Origin of the sequence: Dyadobacter bucti (assembly GCF_005869225.1) — a bacterium.
Taxonomy (GTDB): domain Bacteria; phylum Bacteroidota; class Bacteroidia; order Cytophagales; family Spirosomataceae; genus Dyadobacter; species Dyadobacter bucti.
In genome coordinates this window covers 188,134-207,223 of the sequence record NZ_SWFP01000002.1, presented here as the reverse complement: position 1 = coordinate 207,223, position 19,090 = coordinate 188,134, and the positions used below count along the sequence as shown (strand labels likewise).

Sequence of the window (19,090 nt, the reverse complement as noted above, 5' to 3'; positions counted from 1 at the left end):
AGCATCCATGAACATCATATCTGCTGATCAGCTCAAAACATATATTGGACAAGAATACACTGTAATTGTCGATGCGAGGGGAGGCGCAGATGCCTTGGAGAGGTATAAGGCCGGACATCTGAAAAATGCACTTTTTGCCGACCTGGAAACGGATCTCTCGGAAAAAACGGCCAACGCAGCGGATGGAGGCAGGCACCCCTTGCCCGATCCGGAAAACTTCTCCCTGTTTTTGGGGAAACTGGGAATTACGCCCGACTCTGTGGTGATTGTTTACGATGATAAAAAAGGCGCCAATGCGGCAGCGCGGTTCTGGTGGATGCTCAAAGCTGCGGGTCATGCAAAGGTGTACGTAGTCAGCGGAGGGCTGGACTCTATTCGGACTGAAGGTTTTCCTATTTCAAAGGACTTGCCGGCGAAGGGTGCCGGAAAAAGCGGTTATCCTTTCTCAGCGTGGAGTTGGCCGTTATTTGATATCAACGACGTTGCCGGTGCAACAGCGGACAAAGAAAAGCTGGTGATCGACGTGCGTGAAAATTACCGGTTCGTGGGGGAAAGTGAACCGATTGATCTGGTGGCAGGTCATATTCCCGGTGCAGTGAACATTCCTTACACCGGTAACTTGGATGAAACAGGTGAATTTCTTCCGACCGATGAACTGGCCGCAAAATACAGACAAGTGCTGGGTGGGCGCCATCCGGAAAATGTGATTGTGCATTGTGGTTCGGGCGTAACCGCCTGCCATACTTTGCTGGCGCTGGCCGAGGCTGGTTTTGAAGGCGCCGGATTGTATGTGGGATCGTGGAGCGAATGGTCCCGGAATGAGCGCCCTGTGGCCACAGGACAACCCTGAGCGTTTCTCCTGATGAGAGGGCAGGGTTTACCGTTCACGAAATAACCGGGCGTGGCGATGCAAAAGATGCTATTTTCGTAAGCTTTTCAAAGTATTGAAACATCAATTCATAAGAAAGTTTTTCCGAAAATGGCAGCCCTTGTTCTCAATTCCTCAGATATTATTGATTTCTCCACATTTCCGAGCCCGCAGGAAGTAGGTTTGAAGTTGCCGTCAAATACTTCGGGTGACTTTGCGACCCATTATCACCCGAAAGCAGGCACAATCAAATATAAAAGTATAGGCTTTCCTCACATGCATCTGATGGACATCCGCTGGACTACGAATGAGGAAATTAAATTGTATGACAGTACCCCGGACAGTACAGTCAATATCAATTTTCAGATGTCCGGGCAGCTGGACACCCATTTTTTCGGCCTGAAACAGGAACTTTGCATGCGGCCGCACAAGCATAACCTCGTATTCGCGCCGGAGGGAGGGGATCTGAACCATATCCGGGCAAACTCCAGTATTGAAATGTTCCACCTAAGTCTGGACAAGGCTTTTTTTGCTGATGCTATTGGCTGCGATGACGCCTGGAGCGAGGCCGTTTTGAATAATCTTGATCTCGGCCGACCTTTCGCGGGTGCGAAGGGAACGGTGGACACCACGCATCAAATGCTCAGGCTCATCAGTGACATACGTAATTGCACCGGAGCCGGGCCGATGCGTAATCTTCTGATCCAGTCCAAGGCGCTGGAATTGCTCGCATTTCAGATCGGTCAGTTCAGAAATCCGCTGCGAGTGCGGGAGGAAATCAGGCCGGACGATGCAGAAAAACTTCATCAGCTAAAAGATTATCTGGACCGTAACTTTCTTGCTGAGACCAGTTTGACGGAACTGAGCCGTATTTTTGTTTTAAATGAATTTAAGGTCAAAAAAGGTTTCAAGGCATTGTTTGGCACGTCGGTGTTTGCCTATCTGCGGCAGTTGAGAATGGAATATGCGGGGAATTTGCTCAGGAATTGCAATATGTCCGTGGAAGAAGTGGCCGATGTTCTGGGATATGAATACGCCCAGCATTTTTCGATAGCATTCAAAAAATTTACAGGCAGTACACCTTCCGGATTTCAGACGAGAGGCAGTTCTAAAACTGTTTCGGCTTAAAAGTAATGTTTGTTATGAGTAAAAAGAGATATTGCATCGCTGCTTTCGTCATATTCCTGCTAAGTTCATTCAGCCTGGTTTTATTGCACGACTGGGAAATTACCGGAGAGCATATCATAAAGTTTGAAGGTAAATATGCGCATGGTGTTTTCGAAAAATTGTCAGGTTCCATCTTTTTCGACCCGGATCATCCTGCTACATCAAAATTTGATGTAGAGGTGGATGTTAATTCAATCAATACAGGAAATGAGCTAAAAAATAAACATGCAAGAAGTGAAAAATGGTTTGACGCCGGGCGTTACCCCTTGATTCGTTTTGTTTCTTCAGGTATTTCCAGGCTCGACTCCGCATACATTGTGCGCGGCGATCTGCAGCTCCACGGTGTGACCAGGCAAATTTCCATTCCCTTTGTTTTTGTGCAGGATTCCGGGAAAGCAGTTTTTAAAGGAAGTTTTAAGGTGAACCGGGGCGATTTCGGAATTGGCAAAATATCAGGAAAAGAATCCGATTCAACTGCTGTGGTACTCTCAGTCCCGGTTATAGCGAGATAGCTTTTCCACCAGTTCGGCCAATTCCTGTTCAGCTTTCTTCAAGGATTTTGAGTCACTTTCCGCGAGCACATTTTCCGCAGGATCGTCGAAGTTTTTAGCTTCTTCCATTACGTCCGGATTTTCACGGTTTTCTGCCGAGAATTCCGATGTGAGATCCATGTTCGTCTTCTCGAATTCTATTTGCTGCCTTTTTGAAAGGATTTTCTGCTCCAGTTCTTTTTTTTTCGCTTCGGTTTGGCTATCCATGGTTTTTTATGTTTGATGTAGATACACATACCAGCAAAAATTGATCCTTTTACCTTTTGATCAATATAGCCTCCTATGAATAATCAGTTGTGGGAAAACTTTCAGACTTTGTTGAAATTTGGTTATACAGTATCAGCCAGGACCTGCTTTAACATAACACATTATCAGTCATGAAAAATCAAATCGAAAAATTCCTATCCTTCCTTTTTGTTATCGTCAGCATCATGCTGGTAATCGCGTTTGCGGGAAGCGCCTACATTTTTCATATCAATGACGAAGAAGCGAGGGTTAATCGTGCAGAAACGACTGCTTTGACCAAAATCTCCGGAGGTAGATCTGTAAACGATATCAATCGTATTCGAGGGAAACTGGCAGGAAACGGATACTACGCGTCCGACAGCCAACCCTGAATTTACGTTCTGCGTATAGCAGTTACCGGTTAGTGTTGATGTAATTGATACGTTCAGATTAAAACGGCGATATCCGGGTCGGTTAATTCTTCGGACCTGGGCTCTGAGTAAGCCAGCGCGATCTTTTTTCCGGTATTTTCTGCTATTTCGAGCAAACGAAATATTTTCTCTTCCCCTTCCAGTTTAAGCGCCTGAAACAAAATATTCCCATAATGAAATTCTCTGGAACCAAAGCCCTGGCGCTGGGCAGCCGATTGATAGTGATCGAATAATTCCTTTCCTGTCATAAAATCGCAAGGGTAATAATTAAACCTGGTATCCATTTTGGGTAAAGATGTCCAGGTTTAACCAGAAGTTGCATGGCTGACAGATCATTTCATGAATTTGTGCCGGAAAGGTGTGTTGGCAACGTTATTTTCAGGCTCGATTCGTCGGGTATCGGGGTCAGACGTTTTGTTTCCAGAGGAATTATCCCGGACCAGATCGGCAATTCGAGATCCTCTTCCTCGTCTTTGGGCATTCCCGTTCTGATTTTTGCCGATGCTTCTGCAAGCGAAAATGCCAGTACGGTCGTTTTTTTTGTTTCACTTGGTGTTGCGGGCCTGAGGTAGTCCCAGCCTCCGGGAGTAATTTTATCGGTAAGCCACTCAAAAGCAGACAGTTTCTCTTCCGGGTTTTCGATTTTTTCGGCTTTGGCAAAAATGACCACAGACCGGTAGTTGACAGAAAAACTGAAGGCCGATTTGGCAATAACCAGGGCATCCGTCAGCATTACCGTAATGCAAACCGGAATTCCTTTCTCAATTTCCCTGATAAAATGGCTTCCTACGGAACCATGAATGTATATTTTATCTTCGTAGCGAACGAAAGAAGTAGGAATCGAAAACGGCCGGTTATCCATCGCAAAGCTCATGGTACAAAAAAGTGCTTCATCCAGTATACTGTAAATGCTTCCTGCGTCAAAAGTGGCTCTTTTAGCTGAACGGCTGGGGATAAGATGAGATGGGGGAGTGTTCATGGTTTTGTTTTTGATCAAAATTATAGTTTAATTGGATGCTTGTAATAGTCCAATATTTTTAAAAATGGTGGTCCAATTATGATGCAGGTCCTTACAGCTTTATTGCCGGTTGAAAAAAACGGAAAACAGCCGGTTTATCTGCAGCTGGCCAATCAGCTCATGGCTTTGATCCGGGCAGGGACCTTAGAGCCTGGTTACAGGCTGCTGAGTACCAGGCAGCTGGCGGCATTGCTGAAGGTGCATAGGCGAACTGTGGTGCAGGCGTACGATGAGCTGCTTGCCCAAGGTTGGCTGGAAAGCCAGACCGGGAGCGGTACTTTTGTAGCCGGTCACATACCGGAAATAACGCCGGTGAAGTTGCCAGGGCAGTCAGTTCAGAATGCTTCTCCACAGCAGAAAGCTGGTTTTAAGTTTGACACAATGCCGCACCTGAATCGCGCAGTATTGAAGCCGGTTGCGAAATTTCATTTTGACGATGGTTTCCCGGATGCCAGGCTGGCACCGCTGGATGAGTTGTCGAGGGCATACAGGAGCCAGATGTTAAACGGGGATCCATATGTTCGTCTGGGTTACGGGGATACCAAAGGTTCGGCCTGGCTCCGACAGGAATTGTCCGTTTATCTCAACGAAACGCGCGGGATGAAAATAACCGCTGAAAACATACTGATCGTCCGGGGCGTGATCATGGGCATTCATCTGGTCAGTCAGGGGCTTTTGAAGCCCGGCGATCAGGTTGTTTGTGATGAACCGGGCTGGTTCGGGGCTAACATGAACTTTGTCCAGGCAGGGGCGAATGTATTGCAAGCCCCTGTTGATGAGCATGGTATGGATACGGATGCATTGGAAGCGATTTGTGAAAAGACCCGTGTACGCCTGGTTTACGTAACTTCCCATCATCACTATCCGACCACCGTAGCGCTTCGGGCAGACAGGCGGATCAGGTTGCTGAAACTTGCAGAAAAGTATGGTTTTATCATTTTTGAGGACGATTATGACTATGATTTCCATTATCTGAGCAAGCCGTTTTTACCATTGGCTGGTGCAGATCCTGCGGGTATGGTACTATATTGCGGCTCTTTTACCAAAACCATTTCGCCTGCTTTCAGAGTTGGATATCTGGTAGGACCGGAAGATGTGATCACACACCTGGCGCAGCTGCGCAGGATTATCGACCGGCAAGGCGACCAGATTCTTGAAAACGCGATGGCTGAATTGTTGCGTGAGGGAATTATCCAGAGACATCTGCGTAAATCGGTTCGGGTGTACAAGCAAAGGCGCGATGTATTTTGTGATCTGTTAAAAGCCCAATTGGGCGAGTTTGTTGATTTTCAGGTGCCGGATGGTGGCATGGCGGTTTGGGCCAAATTTGATCCTAGCATAGACTTAAAAGACCTTGCAGCAAAAGCATTAAAAAAAGACCTCTATTTTGCGGACGGTTCTATGCAGGGTAATCTGTCAAAATTCCATAATGCAACCAGACTGGGTTTTGCGTCGTCCAATACCGACGAACTGGAACAAGGCGTGAATATAATAAGGCAATTACTGGAGAAAGACTCTAAATAAAGGAAGAACAGACTTTTTATGGTTCAAAAAATTTTACACAGTTATCGTGTTTCTTTTAGCGGGCTGAGCAGGGAAACGTGGCTTTTGAGCATTGTGGTGCTGATTAACCGCTGCGGATATATGGCTGTGCCTTTTATGAGCATGTATATGACGCAGAGCCTGCACCGCAGCATTTCGGACGCTGGCCTGATCATCACATTGTTTGGGGTAGGGTCGGTGCTGGGTGCTATGGCCGGCGGCTATCTGACGGATGTGTGGGGTTTCCGGCCTGTGCAGATCGTGAGCCTGATTGTCAGCGGGATATTTTTTGTCCTTTTCAGCCTGGTAAGCAATTTTACAGGCTTATGTATACTGATCGTCTTCCTGAGTTTTTTTGTAGAGGCCTTCAAGCCCGCCAATAATACCGCTATCGCTTTTTACGCTGCTCCTGAAAACCTGACAAGATCCTATGCCCTGAACAGGCTTGCGATGAACATCGGGTTCGGATTCGGGACATCAACCGGTGGGATACTGGCTGCGATCAACTATCATTTGCTGTTTTGGGTAGATGGGGTGGTGTACATCGTCGCGGGTTTGCTGATCATTATTTTATTACCGGCAGGTATAAAAACTATTGACAAGCCATTGACTACTTTAAAATCGGACGACCGCGGTGGCTCTCCGTGGAAAGATCCGTTCTTCGTACGGTTTCTGATTATGGTTTCGATGTACATGATTTGTTTCGTGCTGCTGTTCAGGCTGGCGCCGGTTTACTGGAAAGAGGAAATGCACCTGGGTGAATCAATGATAGGCATACTGCTTGGTACGAACGGTCTGATCATTGCGCTGTTTGAAATGGTGATGATACAGAACCTCGCAAACCGGTGGCCCGATTCGCATTATATCATTGCCGGGACCGTATTTTGCGGATTGGCATTTCTGGCGTTGATTGTTCCGGGCGTGCTGCCTGTGGTACCAGCGGCAGCAGCAGTTGTATTGTTCACCACGGGTGAGATGCTGGCTTTGCCGTACATCAGCACACTGGTGGTAAGCAGGGCTACGGAGTTTAATAGAGGTAAGTATTCTGCTGCATACTCTGTTTCTCAGGCAGTTGCACAAATAATAGGACCGGCGGCAGGAGGATTTATCGCCGCCAGATACGGATATGATACGTTGTGGATGGCTCTTGTATTGCTGAGTTTGTGCTGCGCTTTCGGCTTCCGGATTTTGTTTTCAGTCAAAATCCGGATAAGCTGACAGCCTCATTTTTTTTCTTCGGGAGTTCTGGATTTTCCCAATTCCTCTGCTAAGCTTTTGTTTTTCTCTTCTTCCCTTTCCAGCGCTTTTCGCTGTAATTCAATAAGATCATCCTTTTTAATAATAGTATAATTTTCCCTTGGTTCTTCAAACATGGGTGTCTCGCCCATCAGATGTGAAACTGTTGTTTTCAGGATTTCAGCTACTTTTCTAAGATCTGATAAGGATGGGTCGCTCCTGTTGTTCTCCCAGCCGGAGATCGTTGCACGGCCTTTTTTGTTCAGTGCGATAGCCAACACGTTCTGGCTGAGCCCAGCGGTGTTACGGCACTTTTTTAATCTTTCTCCCAGTGTTGTCATTAATTGCTCACATTAAGTATAAAAATACTTGACATTGATAAATGAATTGTGTACCTTTGTATGTGTTAAAACCGTAACACGCAAATTACAAAACTATCAGCTAGGCGCAAAGCCGGGCACACACTAAACTTTATCTCATGGAAGAGCTACACGAACGCGTTTCCGAGTACGGCGGACTGTCGATAAAGGAGCGGCTATTGATCAGGTTCATCAAATCCCGGAACCAGGTCGGGAAAAACTGGAGAGGCGTCCTTGCTTCAAAAGACCCGTTTTTCAACACAAAACTAGGCGGTGATTATCTCACCTCGGTTGCACAGGCAGTTTCAGATAGCAGCAGAGGAAATGTGGACCGCATCGAGCGGGTTACCGTCGCACTTGAAAAAGTTGCCGGGATCAAGTCGTTTCCGGTGGTATAATGATGACCAGCTTTTACATTAATGCGCTGTTTCTCACGGAGGACAGTGTGTTAAGGCTTACGGAAGGCTCCGGGAATTACCTGCTGCTCATCATTGTCATCGTGATCATTTGCTTCGGCATTAAGTACATTCGGGAAGAGTGATCAGATTTGCCTTTTGAAAAATGCCCAGGACTCGACAAATATGTCGATGTCGGTAGGGAACTCGTGTTTTCCGTTGATTACTTTGAGCAGACGTACTTCCGGTTTGTTCTTTGCACGGAACGTATAGCTCTCTATCGTTACTCCGTTGCCGGGATCGGCGTCGGGCATATTTTCCTTTACGGGTGTACCTTTAAAACCATTGAGTTTGGTCCAGTAGCCGAAGCTTTCGTCGGTGGAGCGGACATTTCCAAGGGTAACACCGCCGGATATCATATGTCCTCCGTTGTATAGATTGAGAGGATCGCTGGTGCCGTTTGTGATCATGGTCGCTACCGGGATTTTCAGTTCCGGGCAGTCCATATTGTCCGGGGTGGGCATATTGGCTACTATGGCTGATATTGCCCTTACTTTGTCCGGCATAGTCATCGCCAGTTTGTAAGCCATGTGACCACCTCCTGAAAACCCACTCACAAAAACCTGCTTTTCATTGATCTGGTATTTCGTTTTGAAGTACCGGATCATGTCATTGAAAAAGGCATTCTCATCGATATTTTCGACATTGGCTGCGGCTGTGGAGGCTTTACGGCACTCGTTCCAGTAATTTTTATAACCGGCCGGATATACCACGATAAACTGCTCGGTTTGGGACATGCTTTCCAATTTTACAGTTTGCTTCATCATGTGCTCAGGTTTTCCACCGGAGCCGTGAATGACAAATACGAGACTTGAACCTGAGCTGCCGGTTTGTGGCTTATTGAATAAAAAAGACCGGTAATGTCCGTCAACAAGGAGCGAATCTTTGATAAGCTGCGCATGGGCGAGCTGTGTTGTACAAACTGCAAGCAAGAGGAAAGGCAGGATTCGCATCGGATCAAAGTATTTTAAAAGCATTTGCTGAAATTACATATTTAAGGATTCGGGTCTTACCGGATGCGTCAGATTTTCTTTCCCTGTATCCTGAATGCATTTAAAATTGCCAGAAGTGCGACGCCTACATCTGCAAACACAGCCTCCCAAAGCGTGGCAACCCCGCCTGCGCCGAGCACCATCACAAGCACTTTTACACCCATCGCGAGTGAAATGTTTTGATATACAATGCTTTTGGTAATTTTTCCGGCTCTTATAGCGGAAACAATTTTGGATGGTTGGTCATTTTGTATCACAATATCGGCAGTTTCGATCGCAGCATCAGAGCCCATGCCGCCCATGGCGATGCCCAGGTCGGAAAGCGCGATCACGGGCGCATCATTTACCCCGTCTCCGATAAACGCTATTTTTCGTCCCTCATTTTTTAGTGATTCTACCACCCGTACCTTATCCTCGGGCAGCAAATTTCCGAAGCTGTGCGCAATATGCAGCTGGCGGGCGGTTTGGGAAACGATCGCTTCCTTATCTCCGGAGAGCATAATGGTCTCAATACCCAGGCTTTCAAGGTCGGATACGGTTTTTGCCGCGTCTTCTTTTATCTCATCAGCAATGGTAATGTATCCCGCATATGTTCCGTTAATGGCCACCACCACAATCGTTTCCACAATATCAGCCAGCTCTCGGGGATACGAAACCGAAAATTTGTCGAGGAGTTTGAGGTTACCAGCCAAAACCGTCTCAGTGTTTACAGTTCCTTTTAATCCATGTCCTGAGATTTCTTCCACATCCTGCGGTTTCAGCAATTCAAGGGTTTCGTCGTGTTTTACAATTGCTTTTGCGACGGGGTGGGTGGAGTAACTTTCCAGGGAGGCGGTTTTGATAAGAAAATCGGTTGGATCAAGATTGGTTTCTATTTTTTGGACCTTAAAAACACCTTTTGTGAGCGTACCGGTTTTATCGGAAACAACCGTATCAATTTTCGTGATCACATCCAGGAAATTGGCGCCTTTGATCAGAATACCGTTTCTGGAAGCAAGACCGATACCTCCGAAATAGCCAAGCGGAATGGATATCGTGAGCGCGCAGGGGCAGGCAATAACCAGGAACACCATGCCTCTGTAAAGCCATTGTTGAAACTGATAGTCAGCCACAAAAAAGAGCGGGACGAGTATGATGAGCACCGAGAGTAAAAAAACGATCGGCGTGTATATTTTAGCCAGCCGACTGATCAGCAGTTGAGTAGGGGCTTTGCGGGCGGTAGCTTCCTGCACCATTTCGAGGATGCGGGATAATTTTGAATCTTTAAACAATGCCCTTACCTCAATTTCGACCGTCTTTTCTGTGTTGATCATCCCGGCCAGTACCTGCTGATTCCGGGATTTGACATCGGGTTTGGATTCACCGGTCAGTGCGGCGGTATTGAATGTTCCGTTCAAAGACGTCAATACGCCGTCGAGGGCTACTTTTTCTCCTGCTTTTACCAGAATCGTTTCACCGACCTGGACAGTGGCCGGATCGGCCTGCGTATTTACCCCGTTTCTGATCACCGTTACGGTATCGGGGCGGACATCCAGCAGCGCCTTGATCGATTTTTTAGAACGGCTTACGGCCAGGTCCTGGATCAACTCGCCGATTTCGTAAAAGACCATTACTGCCACACCTTCGCTGAACTCACCAATAAAAAAAGCCCCGAATGTAGCAATGGTCATCAAAGTGAATTCATTGAAAAAATCGCCCCGTCCGACACGACGAAATGCAGCTGCAACAGTTTTATTCCCCGCCAGGATATAGGCGGAGGCCATCAGAACAAATTCTGCGACCCTGTTGATCTCTTGTCTGAAAATAAAAGTTGTGACCAGATACCCGCCGAGAATCGTGAGGCTCAGCCACAGCATCCAGCGGCTTTTCAGGATACTGGCATTTTGGCTTTCACCATGATTATGTCCGTCATGGTCATGGTCATGGCTGTGATCATGCTGATGATTTTGACTGGCTGTTTTTGCAACTACCGGTGAGTCATGTGAGCAGCAGTGGTCATGATCATGAACTGAGTGAGTCTGGGTTTCTTGGGTTTTCATAAAAATCATAGTTTCGGGAACGGGACAAATATAGTCCTAAACAGCGTGCAACAGGGTTTCATGTCCTGAAAATCAGTTAATTGCAATATTGTTGCATGCCGGTTACATGCTTTTTATGAATCGGTTACTGTGAAAATTTCCCAATCAATTCTCCCAGTTTTTTCAGGCTTTTATCGATATTATTATTGTACGGACTGCCAAAACTGATCCGGATATAATTTGTAAATCTTGCATCCGTACTGAAAATCTGCCCAGGTGCGATACTGATACTCTCTTGTATTGCGCTTTCAAAGAGCTCGAATGCGTCGACTTTGCTATTCATTTCTATCCACAACGCGTATCCTCCGTTTGGATGGGTCACTTTTATATCTTCCGGAAAATACTCTGATATCGCCTGAATATAGCGGAGGCATTGCGTATGGAGCGCTTTTCTCAGATTCCGCATGTGCAGGTCATATCTGCCGGTTTCAAAGAACAGGGCAATGGCCGCTTGTGTGGGAGTCGCCGAAGAAACCGTGTGCATCAGTTTATTGGTAATCACTTTGTCGATGAATTTTCCGGGAATGCACCAGCCGACACGGTAACCCGGTGCGAGGGTTTTTGAAACGGAAGAGCATAGCATCACCATGCCATTTTTGTCAAAGCTCTTGCAGGTTTTAGGCCGGTTTTTACCAAAATACATCTCTCCGTAAATATCATCTTCGATCAGCGGTATCTGTCTGTCCGCGAGCAATTCCACGAGCTGTTTTTTGCGATGATCGGGCATGGAGATACCGAGCGGGTTCGTGAAATTGGTTACGAAAAGGCATGCTTTTACCGAAACTTCGCCCAGGCATTTTTCAAGATATTCGAGGTTAACGCCATCTTCGGGGTCCACCGGGATTTCCAGGACTTTCAGTCCGAGAATTTTTATGACATTGAAAATCCCGAAATAAACCGGGCTTTCGATTGCGACGATATCCCCCGGCTTAGTTACTGCTTCCAAACAAAAAACCAGCGCTTCCATACATCCTTGAGTGGTTACGATCTCATCTTCGGTAATGTTACCATTCCAGTTGAACGCATGCTTTGCAATCTGTTTTCTCAGATCACGGTTACCCTGGATTTCCTCATATTGCGTACATCTGGTGGGACTTTTTCGCAGTGCTTCCATCATTGCCTTGTTGAGCTTGGCTGCCGGGATCAGTTCAGCGGACGGCGATGCCTGCGAAAGGCGCACGACACCGTCCCGCCTCATCGTCTGGTAAACCAGCCGGATCATATCTTCCACTTCTGTTTTTTGTATGGCCGGGGTGGGCTGGCCGGACTGGAGTTTCTTGGGATACTGGGCTGGCGCAAATTTTACAAAATAGCCGGATTTGGGCCTGGCTTCCACAATGCCCTTGTTTTCAAGCTCGGCATAAGCCTTGTAGGCTGTGCTCAGACTGATCCCCTGTTCCTTACTTAATGCCCTGAGAGACATTAATTTATCTCCCGCCCTGAGCGTATTGTTCCCAATCTGCTGCTCAAATCGCTCCACGACCTGCGCATACAGAAAATCTTCCTTTGGATACTGTAATTCATCTGCCATAAACAGGTATATTCAGATAGATATAAGTGTCGTGAATCTGTTATGGTCGAAATTTAGAAAACTGAATCTGTTTTTACAATTTGTGATCAGCGAATTTTGTGCCGCATTAAACGATTGCAATCATGAATTCAAACACCAGGGCATATTTCGCGTTAGGGTTGGTCTGCTTTTTCTGGGGCACTACTTACCTTGTGGCGAGGATCGGCGTTTCGGGTTTTCCAGCCTTTTTCTTTATGGGTACCCGAAACGTTATTGCGGGGAGCATTCTGCTGACTTGTCTCACGATCCGCCAAAGATCATTTCACTGGAGCGCTGCCGACATCGGATTACAGGTTATTCCGGGCTTGTGTATGGTGACGCTCGGCACGGGCCTTGTGGGCTGGTCGGTGCAGTTTATTCCGAGCGGGCTGGCTGCACTGATATGCTCCACAATCCCGATTTTTACGATGATCATTAATATGATATTCGGGCGGGAGCAGGCGATAAACTGGCGGATCATTGTGGGAATGTTTCTGGGGTTGTGCGGAATCGCGCTGATTTTCAGGGATAATCTCGAATTTGTAAATAACCCCAAAGCATTCATCGGTATCATTGTAGCACTTGGTTCGTGTGTGTTCTGGTGTTTTGGAGGATTGTATACCAAGATATTCGTGCCCAGAACCGATTCCTTTTTTAATGCAGCCATACAAATGTTAGCTGGCGGGGTCGGATTATTCATTTTGAGCAGCGTCAATGAAGACTGGGGCCATTTACCCGCAATGACCACAAAGTCTCTCCTGGCTCTGTTATATCTCATTTTTTTCGGATCTATATTGGCTTTCGGTTCTTACCTGTATGCGTTGGCGAAGCTTCCCGTTGGCCTGGTTTCGGTTTATGCTTATATTAATCCCCTGGTAGCGATTATCCTTGGTTTTTTGATCCTGCAGGAGAAAGTTACCTGGCTCACATGTCTGGCTTTTGTAGTTACCATGACCGGCGTATATCTGGTCAATGCGGGTTACCGGGCTGGAAAAAGATCGGTTTCAGTACTAAAAATGAATATATCCCATGACCAGTGAAGAATTTCAAACATTGTATAGCAGAGATCTGAAGAAATTGCATGCCGAGATAGCACAGTATGCGTCGGATGACCAGCTTTGGAAAGTGCTGCCCGGTACCATCAACTCCGGGGGCAATTTATGCCAGCATCTCATTGGCAATCTCAGAACGTACGTTGGGCTTGCCCTTGGAAACTTTCCATATATCAGAAACCGCGATTCAGAGTTTGCAGACAGGATTTTTACCCAGACTGAGTTGCTGGAACAGATTGTTTTGCTCCAACAGATCGTTGCTGATTCGATCGCAAAAATGACTCCCGAAGCGCTGGTTTCGGATTATCCCCGCAGTGTGCTGGACATGTTTCCGCAGCAGACAATAAGCTTTATTTTAACACATATACTGGCACATCTTTCCTACCATTCGGGGCAGATTAATTACCATAGAAGATGGATCACTGGCGGTACGGGCAATTCGCAATGAATTCAGTTATTAAGAATGATCTGGAAACGATTTCCGAAATTCTGGATGACGTCAAAAATTATGGATTAGATTTTTTGCAAAATCTTCCGGAACTGACAACCTATGCCACGATCCAGGAGAAACCGCAGGGTAGTCTGCCGGAGAAAGGCATTGGTACGGCAGAAACACTTGAATTGTTTCGTAACAACTATCAGCAGCTTATTGTGGCAAGTGCCGGCCCGCGCTATTGGGGATTTGTCACTGGAGGCACCACACCTGCGGGCATTGCCGGCGACTGGCTTACCTCGGTTTTTGACCAAAATACCCAAAGTACAAAGGGCGCGGGGGATGTTTCCGCTATCATTGAAAAAGAAACGATCCGGCTTTTGATGCAACTTTTTAACCTTCCTCAACATTTCGACGGGGGCTTTGTTACCGGTGCAACGATGTCCAATTTTACAGGACTGGCTGTTGCACGCCAGTGGGCGGGAGCGAAATCGGGCAGGAATATTGCAAGGGAAGGTATGCAGGGCGATGTCGTCGTGATGTCGGCTACACCACATTCGTCGGTGATCAAATCGCTTTCGATGCTTGGTTTTGGAAGCAATAATCTGGTGCATGTCAAAACCCTGGAAGATCGTGAGGCGATTGATATACAGGATCTTGAAGGCAAATTGGAGCAATATCGGGGTAGAAATATTATTCTGAATTGCAGTGCTGGCACAGTCAATACCGTTGATTTTGATGATTTGAAGTCGATTGCCGTTTTGAAAGAAAAGTACGGTTTCTGGATGCATGTGGATGCTGCTTTCGGAGGTTTTGCGGCTTGTTCACCTGCACATGAAAATCTTCTGGAAGGTTGGGAACATGCCGATAGTATCACGGTCGATTGCCATAAATGGCTGAATGTACCTTATGAAAGTGCGGTTATTCTGATGGATCAAAAACATGCTGCGTTGCAGGTTGAAACGTTTCAGAACAGTAACGCACCTTATCTGGGCAATCCGGAAGAAAATTTTTCATATCTCAATTTTTTACCGGAAAACTCGCGGCGTTTTCGTGCATTGCCTGCCTGGTTCAGCCTGATGGCTTACGGTAAATCGGGATTTCAATCGGTTGTCGAAAACAGCATTGCCTGCGCAAATGTACTGGGGGAGTACCTAAATAATAATGCTCTTTTCCAGCTGGATGCGCCTGTGCGACTGAATGTGGTTTGTTTCAGTCTGAAAAACAATCCGGATAAAAACCATGAATTTTTGCGATTGCTCAATTCAAGGGGAAAAGTTTTTATGACCCCGACCAATTTGTCTGGAGCATTATGTATCCGGGCTGCTTTTGTGAATTTCAGAACAGCAGAAAAGGACATCAAATTGGCCATTGAAGAAATGGAAGCGGTGTCTGCATTGATTTAATCGGGGCTCCGTCCATCCTTAAAGTATCCGTTTGTGTCCCAGGCACAGACGGATACTTTTTTATAGAAACATAAATGTTATAATTGTACAGGAATAACCCACCTTTTGATCATGTTGAAACGAAATCTGATTGTACTCTTTATTGTGAGTACGCAACTTGGCGGTTGTAAATCAGCAGAATCTGTCTTAAAAGTCAGTGAAATGCCGAATTACGACAAAAAATCGGCTGACCGCATGCTATTCCTTAATTTCAGGATCAGTACATCCGGGAAGGCGGCGCCGGAGAAAATAGAGCTTGTCAATGCGGTCTCAGGAAATGCCCGACTAAAAAATCTGGTCCCGCCTGTGCATGATCCTTACCAGATCAAAGTTATACCACGTTATTCGGCCAGCCGAATGGAAAAAGAAACATTTTACGAACACCCGCTTTTCAGGTCAGTCGAAGTTTCGGCCCCTGATGGTAAACTCAGCCGAAGTGAGGAAAGGAACCGGGAGGGTATGCTCAACATCCGGTTGCAGGATGATATTTATCTGACCAGTCTGGAAGTATACAGCGTGACGCCTGAGAAAGGAACAGTAAAAATTTACACACTTAATTTTAAACGATGAAAACACTTTTTACCTCCCTATTTTTATTCGTTGCGGGTTTTAACGCCTTTTCACAGGAGTTTAAAGTTGACACTCTTTACAAAAACGGCCCATTCGGAAACCGCATCAATGTAGTGATCCTGGGCGACGGGTTCACGCAGGCAGAACTCCCCAAGTTCTCGCAGGAAGCAAAAAAGTTTGCCGATTTCTTTTTGGGATATAAGCCCTATGATCATTACAAAAGTTATTTTAACTTTTTTGCCATTCCCACTCCTTCAAAGGAAAGTGGTGTGACTAACCCAGGGACCGCCCCTGATGCATATCCCGAACAGCCGGTTGTTACAAAAGATACGTACTATGGGGCGAGTTTTGGTTCGTCGATACACCGCCTGGTTACGATAAGCAATTACGCTGCAATGTTCAATGTGCTGGCATACAACCTGCCTTCCTGGGATCTGATCGTGATGTTGGTCAACACCGAATTTTACGGCGGTTCGGGCGGTTCTATCGCGGTGCACACACTCAATTCGGCCGCCAACACCATCGGCGTGCACGAAATAGGGCATACTTTTTCCTATTTGTCCGACGAATACTGGGCAGGTCCTCAATACGGACATGAGTCGCCGAATATGACTGCCGAAAGCAACCCCGCAATAGTGAAATGGAAAAACTGGCTGAACACAACGAATATTGGTGTATTTCCGCACGGAATGTCGGGCGACGCAGCAAAATGGTTCAAGCCGACCAGCGCCAACTGTCTCATGGAACAGCTCGATAAGGAATTGTGCGCAGTATGCCGGGAGGCAACTACTGAAAAAATGCTCTCGCTTGTTGATCCCGTGGATGGCATAGAGCCGGACAATTCAGGTACTGTGGAATTGGCGGAAGGTGACAACATTTTTAAACTGAACCTTGTAGAACCAGAGCCTAATTCTCTCAAAATAGAATGGCGGCTCGACGGCGTATTGATAGGCGGCGGGCTGGATCGCGTAAATCTTTCCGGGGCGCAACTGACAAATCCAACTGCATTACTCACTGCGACGGTTTTTGACACCACTTTTACAAGCAGGGTCAACGACGCCGCTGCGCAAAGAACCAGGACCGTGGAATGGAAGGTAGACCGCACCAACACGCCGGTTACTTTCAGGCTGACAGCGGAGGCACCTGTTATTTGCGCTGGAGACAGTACCAAACTAACCGCCACAGGCTGCCAGGGAACGGTAGCCTGGTCGACCGGAGAAACCGGTAATGAAATTACGGTTAATCCGGCTGCTACAACGGAATATAGTGCAACCTGCACTGCAAATGAGACTGAACAACTGGCCGTAACAGTCACCGTTGTTCCGCTACCGGTAGTGACGGTGACCAACGGCGGCCCCTATTTCGAAGGTGCCACAGTACAGCTGAATGCAGAGGGCGGTCAGAACTATCACTGGACTGGCCCGGACAACTTTGATGCACAGATACCGAACCCGGTCATAGAGGATGCTACCGTTCTAAATTCAGGGGAATATGAAGTGGAAGTTTCGAATACAAACGGCTGTATGGTACTGGGCAGTACAACTGTGAAGGTGGACCCGATTTTGGCGGTGGATAATAATCCCGACGCATTTTTACAGATAGGCCCCAATCCTGCAAAGGACTTTATCCACGTCCATACCAAACTTCCAGGCACATCAGAACTTACAATCTACGATAGTAACGGACGAAGACTGATATCGAAATCATTCGTGAATACAGCCGATATAAAACTCAATGTAAACAGCGGTTTGTACCTGTACCGGTTCAGCAACAACCAGAAAGAATTCTCTAGAAAGCTGATCGTGCAGTAGGAGAGGGATCAACGAAAATGTCTCCACAAGGAGACATTTTCGTTGGATGTTATTCTGAGTAATTTTTTGGTTTTCGGCCTACTTTGGTCCTGTTCCGGATTTTGTCGGGCCTTGGACGAATTTCTTTATCCTGAAAATACAACTTCAGCGATTCCAGTATGATGTCTTTCTGAGTGAGCCCTTCCCAATATCCGTAGTCCTTCATGTTCTCCATCAAAACATAGTCACAATCAAAGGTAACTTTGGTTGGCGGCCCATCCACTTCAATCGGTTGTTCATTTGTTTCCAGTTCCTCCGCTACATCAGCAACCAGTGGAAGAGGTGCAAATTCAAATTTCCTTTCCTTCGCCATAGTGTCAGTTATTAATTCGTTCTAGTATTTCTTTTGTTAACTTATAATAATCTTCGGCCCCGTTACTGTTGGGCGCATAATCGAATATGGTCATTCCGCTTGCCTGTGCCTCCGAAAGGGCGATGTTGTCGCGAATGTACGAAGCCATAAATACATCACCAAGCTGCTCCCGGGTCGCGCTGATCAGTTCGTGGCTGATCTTTTTTCTGATCTTGGGGTTATAACGGGTTGCAAAAACGCCTCCTAAATTGGTACTCGGACTTATTTTTTTTATCTCCGCAGAATACACCAGAAAATTGCGTAACCCTTCATAACTCAGGAATTCGGCCTGCAATGGTACATAATACTGGTGGCACGATACCAGCGCCAACCGCGTGTTTCCGTATAGTGCCGGCGGGCAGTCGATGATCACAAAATCGTACAGGTCTTTCACTTTTTCCAGGGCTATTTTCAGGTTAAAAGGAAAAACCGGTGCCGACTTGATCGTGTCTTCCCGGTGGATCATTTCGGCCGATCCTGGCAAAATATCAATATCCCCAACTCTTTTGACAATCTCATCAAATTCATATTCACCTGTGATAAACGAGCCGCTGTCTTTTTTAAGCCCGGCATGTGTGATACCGAAACTTTTTGTGAGGCTGGCTTGGGCATCCAGGTCAATAACCAACACACGTGCATTGGCAAATTTGCTGAGACCAGCAGCAATACTTTGGGCGGATGTAGTTTTCCCTACACCACCTTTGTTGTTGACAATACTGATGATTTTCATTTAAAATTGATAAGTATTAGGACAGAAGTTATTCTTGAATGTGTAAATAAACATAAAATAATTTTATCCCTAATCGTATTAAATAGAAAGTGTCAAAAGTTTTTATCGTCGTAAATGTATAAAACTTTTTAAAAGAATAGATAGTATTAAAAGATTAAATTGAAGTGGAATTTGACACGAGATAGCA

At 46.3% G+C, this 19,090-nt stretch carries 22 protein-coding genes; 13 read left to right on the top strand and 9 right to left on the bottom strand.

The window, feature by feature from the left end:
• Positions 1-7: 7 nt before the first annotated feature.
• From FBF61_RS06165 to FBF61_RS06155, 3 genes are all read left to right on the top strand, one after another.
• On the top strand, positions 8-850 hold the full coding sequence (locus FBF61_RS06165; protein ID WP_138476335.1) for a sulfurtransferase: 843 nt from the start codon (positions 8-10) through the stop codon (positions 848-850).
• A 129-nt stretch (positions 851-979) separates the two neighbouring features.
• A complete protein-coding gene (locus FBF61_RS06160) occupies positions 980-1,996 on the top strand; it encodes a helix-turn-helix domain-containing protein (RefSeq protein WP_138476334.1) in 1,017 nt (338 codons plus the stop codon).
• A 14-nt stretch (positions 1,997-2,010) separates the two neighbouring features.
• Positions 2,011-2,547: a YceI family protein gene (locus FBF61_RS06155; protein WP_138476333.1), complete on the top strand. Its 537-nt coding sequence runs from the start codon at positions 2,011-2,013 to the stop codon at positions 2,545-2,547.
• Here the strand turns inward: FBF61_RS06155 and FBF61_RS06150 are convergent.
• Positions 2,524-2,793, bottom strand: coding sequence for a hypothetical protein (locus tag FBF61_RS06150; RefSeq protein ID WP_138476332.1), 270 nt, complete (start codon positions 2,791-2,793; stop codon positions 2,524-2,526). The two genes, FBF61_RS06155 and FBF61_RS06150, sit on opposite strands and share 24 nt — an antisense overlap.
• Positions 2,794-2,963: 170 nt before the next feature.
• Here FBF61_RS06150 and FBF61_RS06145 point away from each other — a divergent pair, with 170 nt between their 5' ends.
• Positions 2,964-3,203, top strand: coding sequence for a hypothetical protein (locus FBF61_RS06145; protein WP_138476331.1), 240 nt, complete (start codon positions 2,964-2,966; stop codon positions 3,201-3,203).
• A gap of 53 nt (positions 3,204-3,256) precedes the next feature.
• Here the strand turns inward: FBF61_RS06145 and FBF61_RS06140 are convergent, their stop codons facing one another.
• Together FBF61_RS06140 and FBF61_RS06135 are read right to left on the bottom strand one after the other, a co-directional pair.
• Entirely contained in the window at positions 3,257-3,526 is a 270-nt protein-coding gene (locus FBF61_RS06140) for a hypothetical protein (protein WP_138476330.1), read from the bottom strand.
• Positions 3,527-3,579: 53 nt separating this feature from the next.
• Positions 3,580-4,221, bottom strand: coding sequence for a pyridoxamine 5'-phosphate oxidase family protein (locus FBF61_RS06135; RefSeq protein WP_138476329.1), 642 nt, complete (start codon positions 4,219-4,221; stop codon positions 3,580-3,582).
• Between the two features lie 78 nt (positions 4,222-4,299).
• Between FBF61_RS06135 and pdxR the strand changes: the two genes are divergently transcribed.
• Together pdxR and FBF61_RS06125 are read left to right on the top strand one after the other, a co-directional pair.
• Positions 4,300-5,784 (top strand): MocR-like pyridoxine biosynthesis transcription factor PdxR, encoded by a 1,485-nt coding sequence (gene pdxR, locus FBF61_RS06130; RefSeq protein ID WP_138476328.1) that lies wholly within the window; start codon positions 4,300-4,302, stop codon positions 5,782-5,784.
• Between the two features lie 18 nt (positions 5,785-5,802).
• Complete coding sequence (locus FBF61_RS06125; RefSeq protein ID WP_138476327.1) at positions 5,803-7,020, top strand: MFS transporter; 1,218 nt, start codon at positions 5,803-5,805, stop codon at positions 7,018-7,020.
• 5 nt (positions 7,021-7,025) lie between these two features.
• Here the strand turns inward: FBF61_RS06125 and FBF61_RS06120 are convergent, their stop codons facing one another.
• Complete coding sequence (locus FBF61_RS06120) at positions 7,026-7,379, bottom strand: helix-turn-helix domain-containing protein (protein WP_138476326.1); 354 nt, start codon at positions 7,377-7,379, stop codon at positions 7,026-7,028.
• 137 nt (positions 7,380-7,516) lie between these two features.
• Between FBF61_RS06120 and FBF61_RS06115 the strand changes: the two genes are divergently transcribed.
• Together FBF61_RS06115 and FBF61_RS34500 are read left to right on the top strand one after the other, a co-directional pair.
• Positions 7,517-7,795: a hypothetical protein gene (locus FBF61_RS06115; RefSeq protein ID WP_138476325.1), complete on the top strand. Its 279-nt coding sequence runs from the start codon at positions 7,517-7,519 to the stop codon at positions 7,793-7,795.
• Positions 7,795-7,938, top strand: a complete 144-nt coding sequence (locus FBF61_RS34500) for a hypothetical protein (protein ID WP_166444436.1) — start codon at positions 7,795-7,797, stop codon at positions 7,936-7,938. Before FBF61_RS06115 ends, FBF61_RS34500 begins: the two co-directional genes overlap by 1 nt.
• On the opposite strand, the gene FBF61_RS06110 is transcribed toward FBF61_RS34500, so the two are convergent.
• The 3 genes from FBF61_RS06110 to FBF61_RS06100 all read right to left on the bottom strand — a co-directional run bounded on the left by FBF61_RS06110 (position 7,939) and on the right by FBF61_RS06100 (position 12,453).
• Entirely contained in the window at positions 7,939-8,829 is an 891-nt protein-coding gene (locus FBF61_RS06110) for a CE1 family esterase (RefSeq protein ID WP_229214934.1), read from the bottom strand.
• Positions 8,830-8,873: 44 nt separating this feature from the next.
• Entirely contained in the window at positions 8,874-10,883 is a 2,010-nt protein-coding gene (locus tag FBF61_RS06105) for a heavy metal translocating P-type ATPase (RefSeq protein WP_138476324.1), read from the bottom strand.
• 124 nt (positions 10,884-11,007) lie between these two features.
• Positions 11,008-12,453: an aminotransferase-like domain-containing protein gene (locus FBF61_RS06100; protein WP_138476323.1), complete on the bottom strand. Its 1,446-nt coding sequence runs from the start codon at positions 12,451-12,453 to the stop codon at positions 11,008-11,010.
• A gap of 122 nt (positions 12,454-12,575) precedes the next feature.
• Here FBF61_RS06100 and FBF61_RS06095 point away from each other — a divergent pair, with 122 nt between their 5' ends.
• The 5 genes from FBF61_RS06095 to FBF61_RS06075 all read left to right on the top strand — a co-directional run bounded on the left by FBF61_RS06095 (position 12,576) and on the right by FBF61_RS06075 (position 17,782).
• Positions 12,576-13,511: a DMT family transporter gene (locus FBF61_RS06095; protein ID WP_138476322.1), complete on the top strand. Its 936-nt coding sequence runs from the start codon at positions 12,576-12,578 to the stop codon at positions 13,509-13,511.
• Positions 13,501-13,971 carry a DUF1572 family protein gene (locus tag FBF61_RS06090; protein ID WP_138476321.1) on the top strand — a complete coding sequence of 157 codons (471 nt, stop codon included), beginning with the start codon at positions 13,501-13,503 and terminating at the stop codon, positions 13,969-13,971. The genes FBF61_RS06095 and FBF61_RS06090 overlap by 11 nt, the downstream gene beginning before the upstream one ends.
• Positions 13,968-15,362 carry a pyridoxal phosphate-dependent decarboxylase family protein gene (locus FBF61_RS06085; protein ID WP_138476320.1) on the top strand — a complete coding sequence of 465 codons (1,395 nt, stop codon included), beginning with the start codon at positions 13,968-13,970 and terminating at the stop codon, positions 15,360-15,362. The genes FBF61_RS06090 and FBF61_RS06085 overlap by 4 nt, the downstream gene beginning before the upstream one ends.
• Positions 15,363-15,563: 201 nt before the next feature.
• Complete coding sequence (locus tag FBF61_RS06080) at positions 15,564-15,971, top strand: hypothetical protein (protein WP_229214933.1); 408 nt, start codon at positions 15,564-15,566, stop codon at positions 15,969-15,971.
• Positions 15,968-17,782, top strand: coding sequence for a M64 family metallopeptidase (locus FBF61_RS06075; protein WP_138476318.1), 1,815 nt, complete (start codon positions 15,968-15,970; stop codon positions 17,780-17,782). Before FBF61_RS06080 ends, FBF61_RS06075 begins: the two co-directional genes overlap by 4 nt.
• Before the next feature lie 49 nt (positions 17,783-17,831).
• On the opposite strand, the gene FBF61_RS06070 is transcribed toward FBF61_RS06075, so the two are convergent.
• A complete protein-coding gene (locus tag FBF61_RS06070) occupies positions 17,832-18,134 on the bottom strand; it encodes a hypothetical protein (RefSeq protein ID WP_138476317.1) in 303 nt (100 codons plus the stop codon).
• A 4-nt stretch (positions 18,135-18,138) separates the two neighbouring features.
• Positions 18,139-18,903 carry a ParA family protein gene (locus FBF61_RS06065; protein ID WP_138476316.1) on the bottom strand — a complete coding sequence of 255 codons (765 nt, stop codon included), beginning with the start codon at positions 18,901-18,903 and terminating at the stop codon, positions 18,139-18,141.
• Positions 18,904-19,090 lie beyond the last annotated feature (187 nt).

What these genes read in the sequence shown, in the direction of transcription:
- pdxR (WP_138476328.1), top strand. Translation starts at nt 4,300, where the DNA reads ATGATGCAGGTCCTTACAGCTTTATTGCCGGTTGAAAAAAACGGAAAA.
- FBF61_RS06120 (WP_138476326.1), bottom strand. Translation starts at nt 7,379, where the DNA reads ATGACAACACTGGGAGAAAGATTAAAAAAGTGCCGTAACACCGCTGGG.
- FBF61_RS06065 (WP_138476316.1), bottom strand. Translation starts at nt 18,903, where the DNA reads ATGAAAATCATCAGTATTGTCAACAACAAAGGTGGTGTAGGGAAAACT.
- FBF61_RS06115 (WP_138476325.1), top strand. Translation starts at nt 7,517, where the DNA reads ATGGAAGAGCTACACGAACGCGTTTCCGAGTACGGCGGACTGTCGATA.
- FBF61_RS06160 (WP_138476334.1), top strand. Translation starts at nt 980, where the DNA reads ATGGCAGCCCTTGTTCTCAATTCCTCAGATATTATTGATTTCTCCACA.
- FBF61_RS06080 (WP_229214933.1), top strand. Translation starts at nt 15,564, where the DNA reads ATGCCGAATTACGACAAAAAATCGGCTGACCGCATGCTATTCCTTAAT.
- FBF61_RS06090 (WP_138476321.1), top strand. Translation starts at nt 13,501, where the DNA reads ATGACCAGTGAAGAATTTCAAACATTGTATAGCAGAGATCTGAAGAAA.
- FBF61_RS06105 (WP_138476324.1), bottom strand. Translation starts at nt 10,883, where the DNA reads ATGAAAACCCAAGAAACCCAGACTCACTCAGTTCATGATCATGACCAC.
- FBF61_RS06100 (WP_138476323.1), bottom strand. Translation starts at nt 12,453, where the DNA reads ATGGCAGATGAATTACAGTATCCAAAGGAAGATTTTCTGTATGCGCAG.
- FBF61_RS34500 (WP_166444436.1), top strand. Translation starts at nt 7,795, where the DNA reads ATGATGACCAGCTTTTACATTAATGCGCTGTTTCTCACGGAGGACAGT.
- FBF61_RS06095 (WP_138476322.1), top strand. Translation starts at nt 12,576, where the DNA reads ATGAATTCAAACACCAGGGCATATTTCGCGTTAGGGTTGGTCTGCTTT.
- FBF61_RS06155 (WP_138476333.1), top strand. Translation starts at nt 2,011, where the DNA reads ATGAGTAAAAAGAGATATTGCATCGCTGCTTTCGTCATATTCCTGCTA.
- FBF61_RS06110 (WP_229214934.1), bottom strand. Translation starts at nt 8,829, where the DNA reads ATGCTTTTAAAATACTTTGATCCGATGCGAATCCTGCCTTTCCTCTTG.
- FBF61_RS06140 (WP_138476330.1), bottom strand. Translation starts at nt 3,526, where the DNA reads ATGGATACCAGGTTTAATTATTACCCTTGCGATTTTATGACAGGAAAG.
- FBF61_RS06135 (WP_138476329.1), bottom strand. Translation starts at nt 4,221, where the DNA reads ATGAACACTCCCCCATCTCATCTTATCCCCAGCCGTTCAGCTAAAAGA.
- FBF61_RS06145 (WP_138476331.1), top strand. Translation starts at nt 2,964, where the DNA reads ATGAAAAATCAAATCGAAAAATTCCTATCCTTCCTTTTTGTTATCGTC.
- FBF61_RS06150 (WP_138476332.1), bottom strand. Translation starts at nt 2,793, where the DNA reads ATGGATAGCCAAACCGAAGCGAAAAAAAAAGAACTGGAGCAGAAAATC.
- FBF61_RS06085 (WP_138476320.1), top strand. Translation starts at nt 13,968, where the DNA reads ATGAATTCAGTTATTAAGAATGATCTGGAAACGATTTCCGAAATTCTG.
- FBF61_RS06070 (WP_138476317.1), bottom strand. Translation starts at nt 18,134, where the DNA reads ATGGCGAAGGAAAGGAAATTTGAATTTGCACCTCTTCCACTGGTTGCT.
- FBF61_RS06075 (WP_138476318.1), top strand. Translation starts at nt 15,968, where the DNA reads ATGAAAACACTTTTTACCTCCCTATTTTTATTCGTTGCGGGTTTTAAC.
- FBF61_RS06125 (WP_138476327.1), top strand. Translation starts at nt 5,803, where the DNA reads ATGGTTCAAAAAATTTTACACAGTTATCGTGTTTCTTTTAGCGGGCTG.
- FBF61_RS06165 (WP_138476335.1), top strand. Translation starts at nt 8, where the DNA reads ATGAACATCATATCTGCTGATCAGCTCAAAACATATATTGGACAAGAA.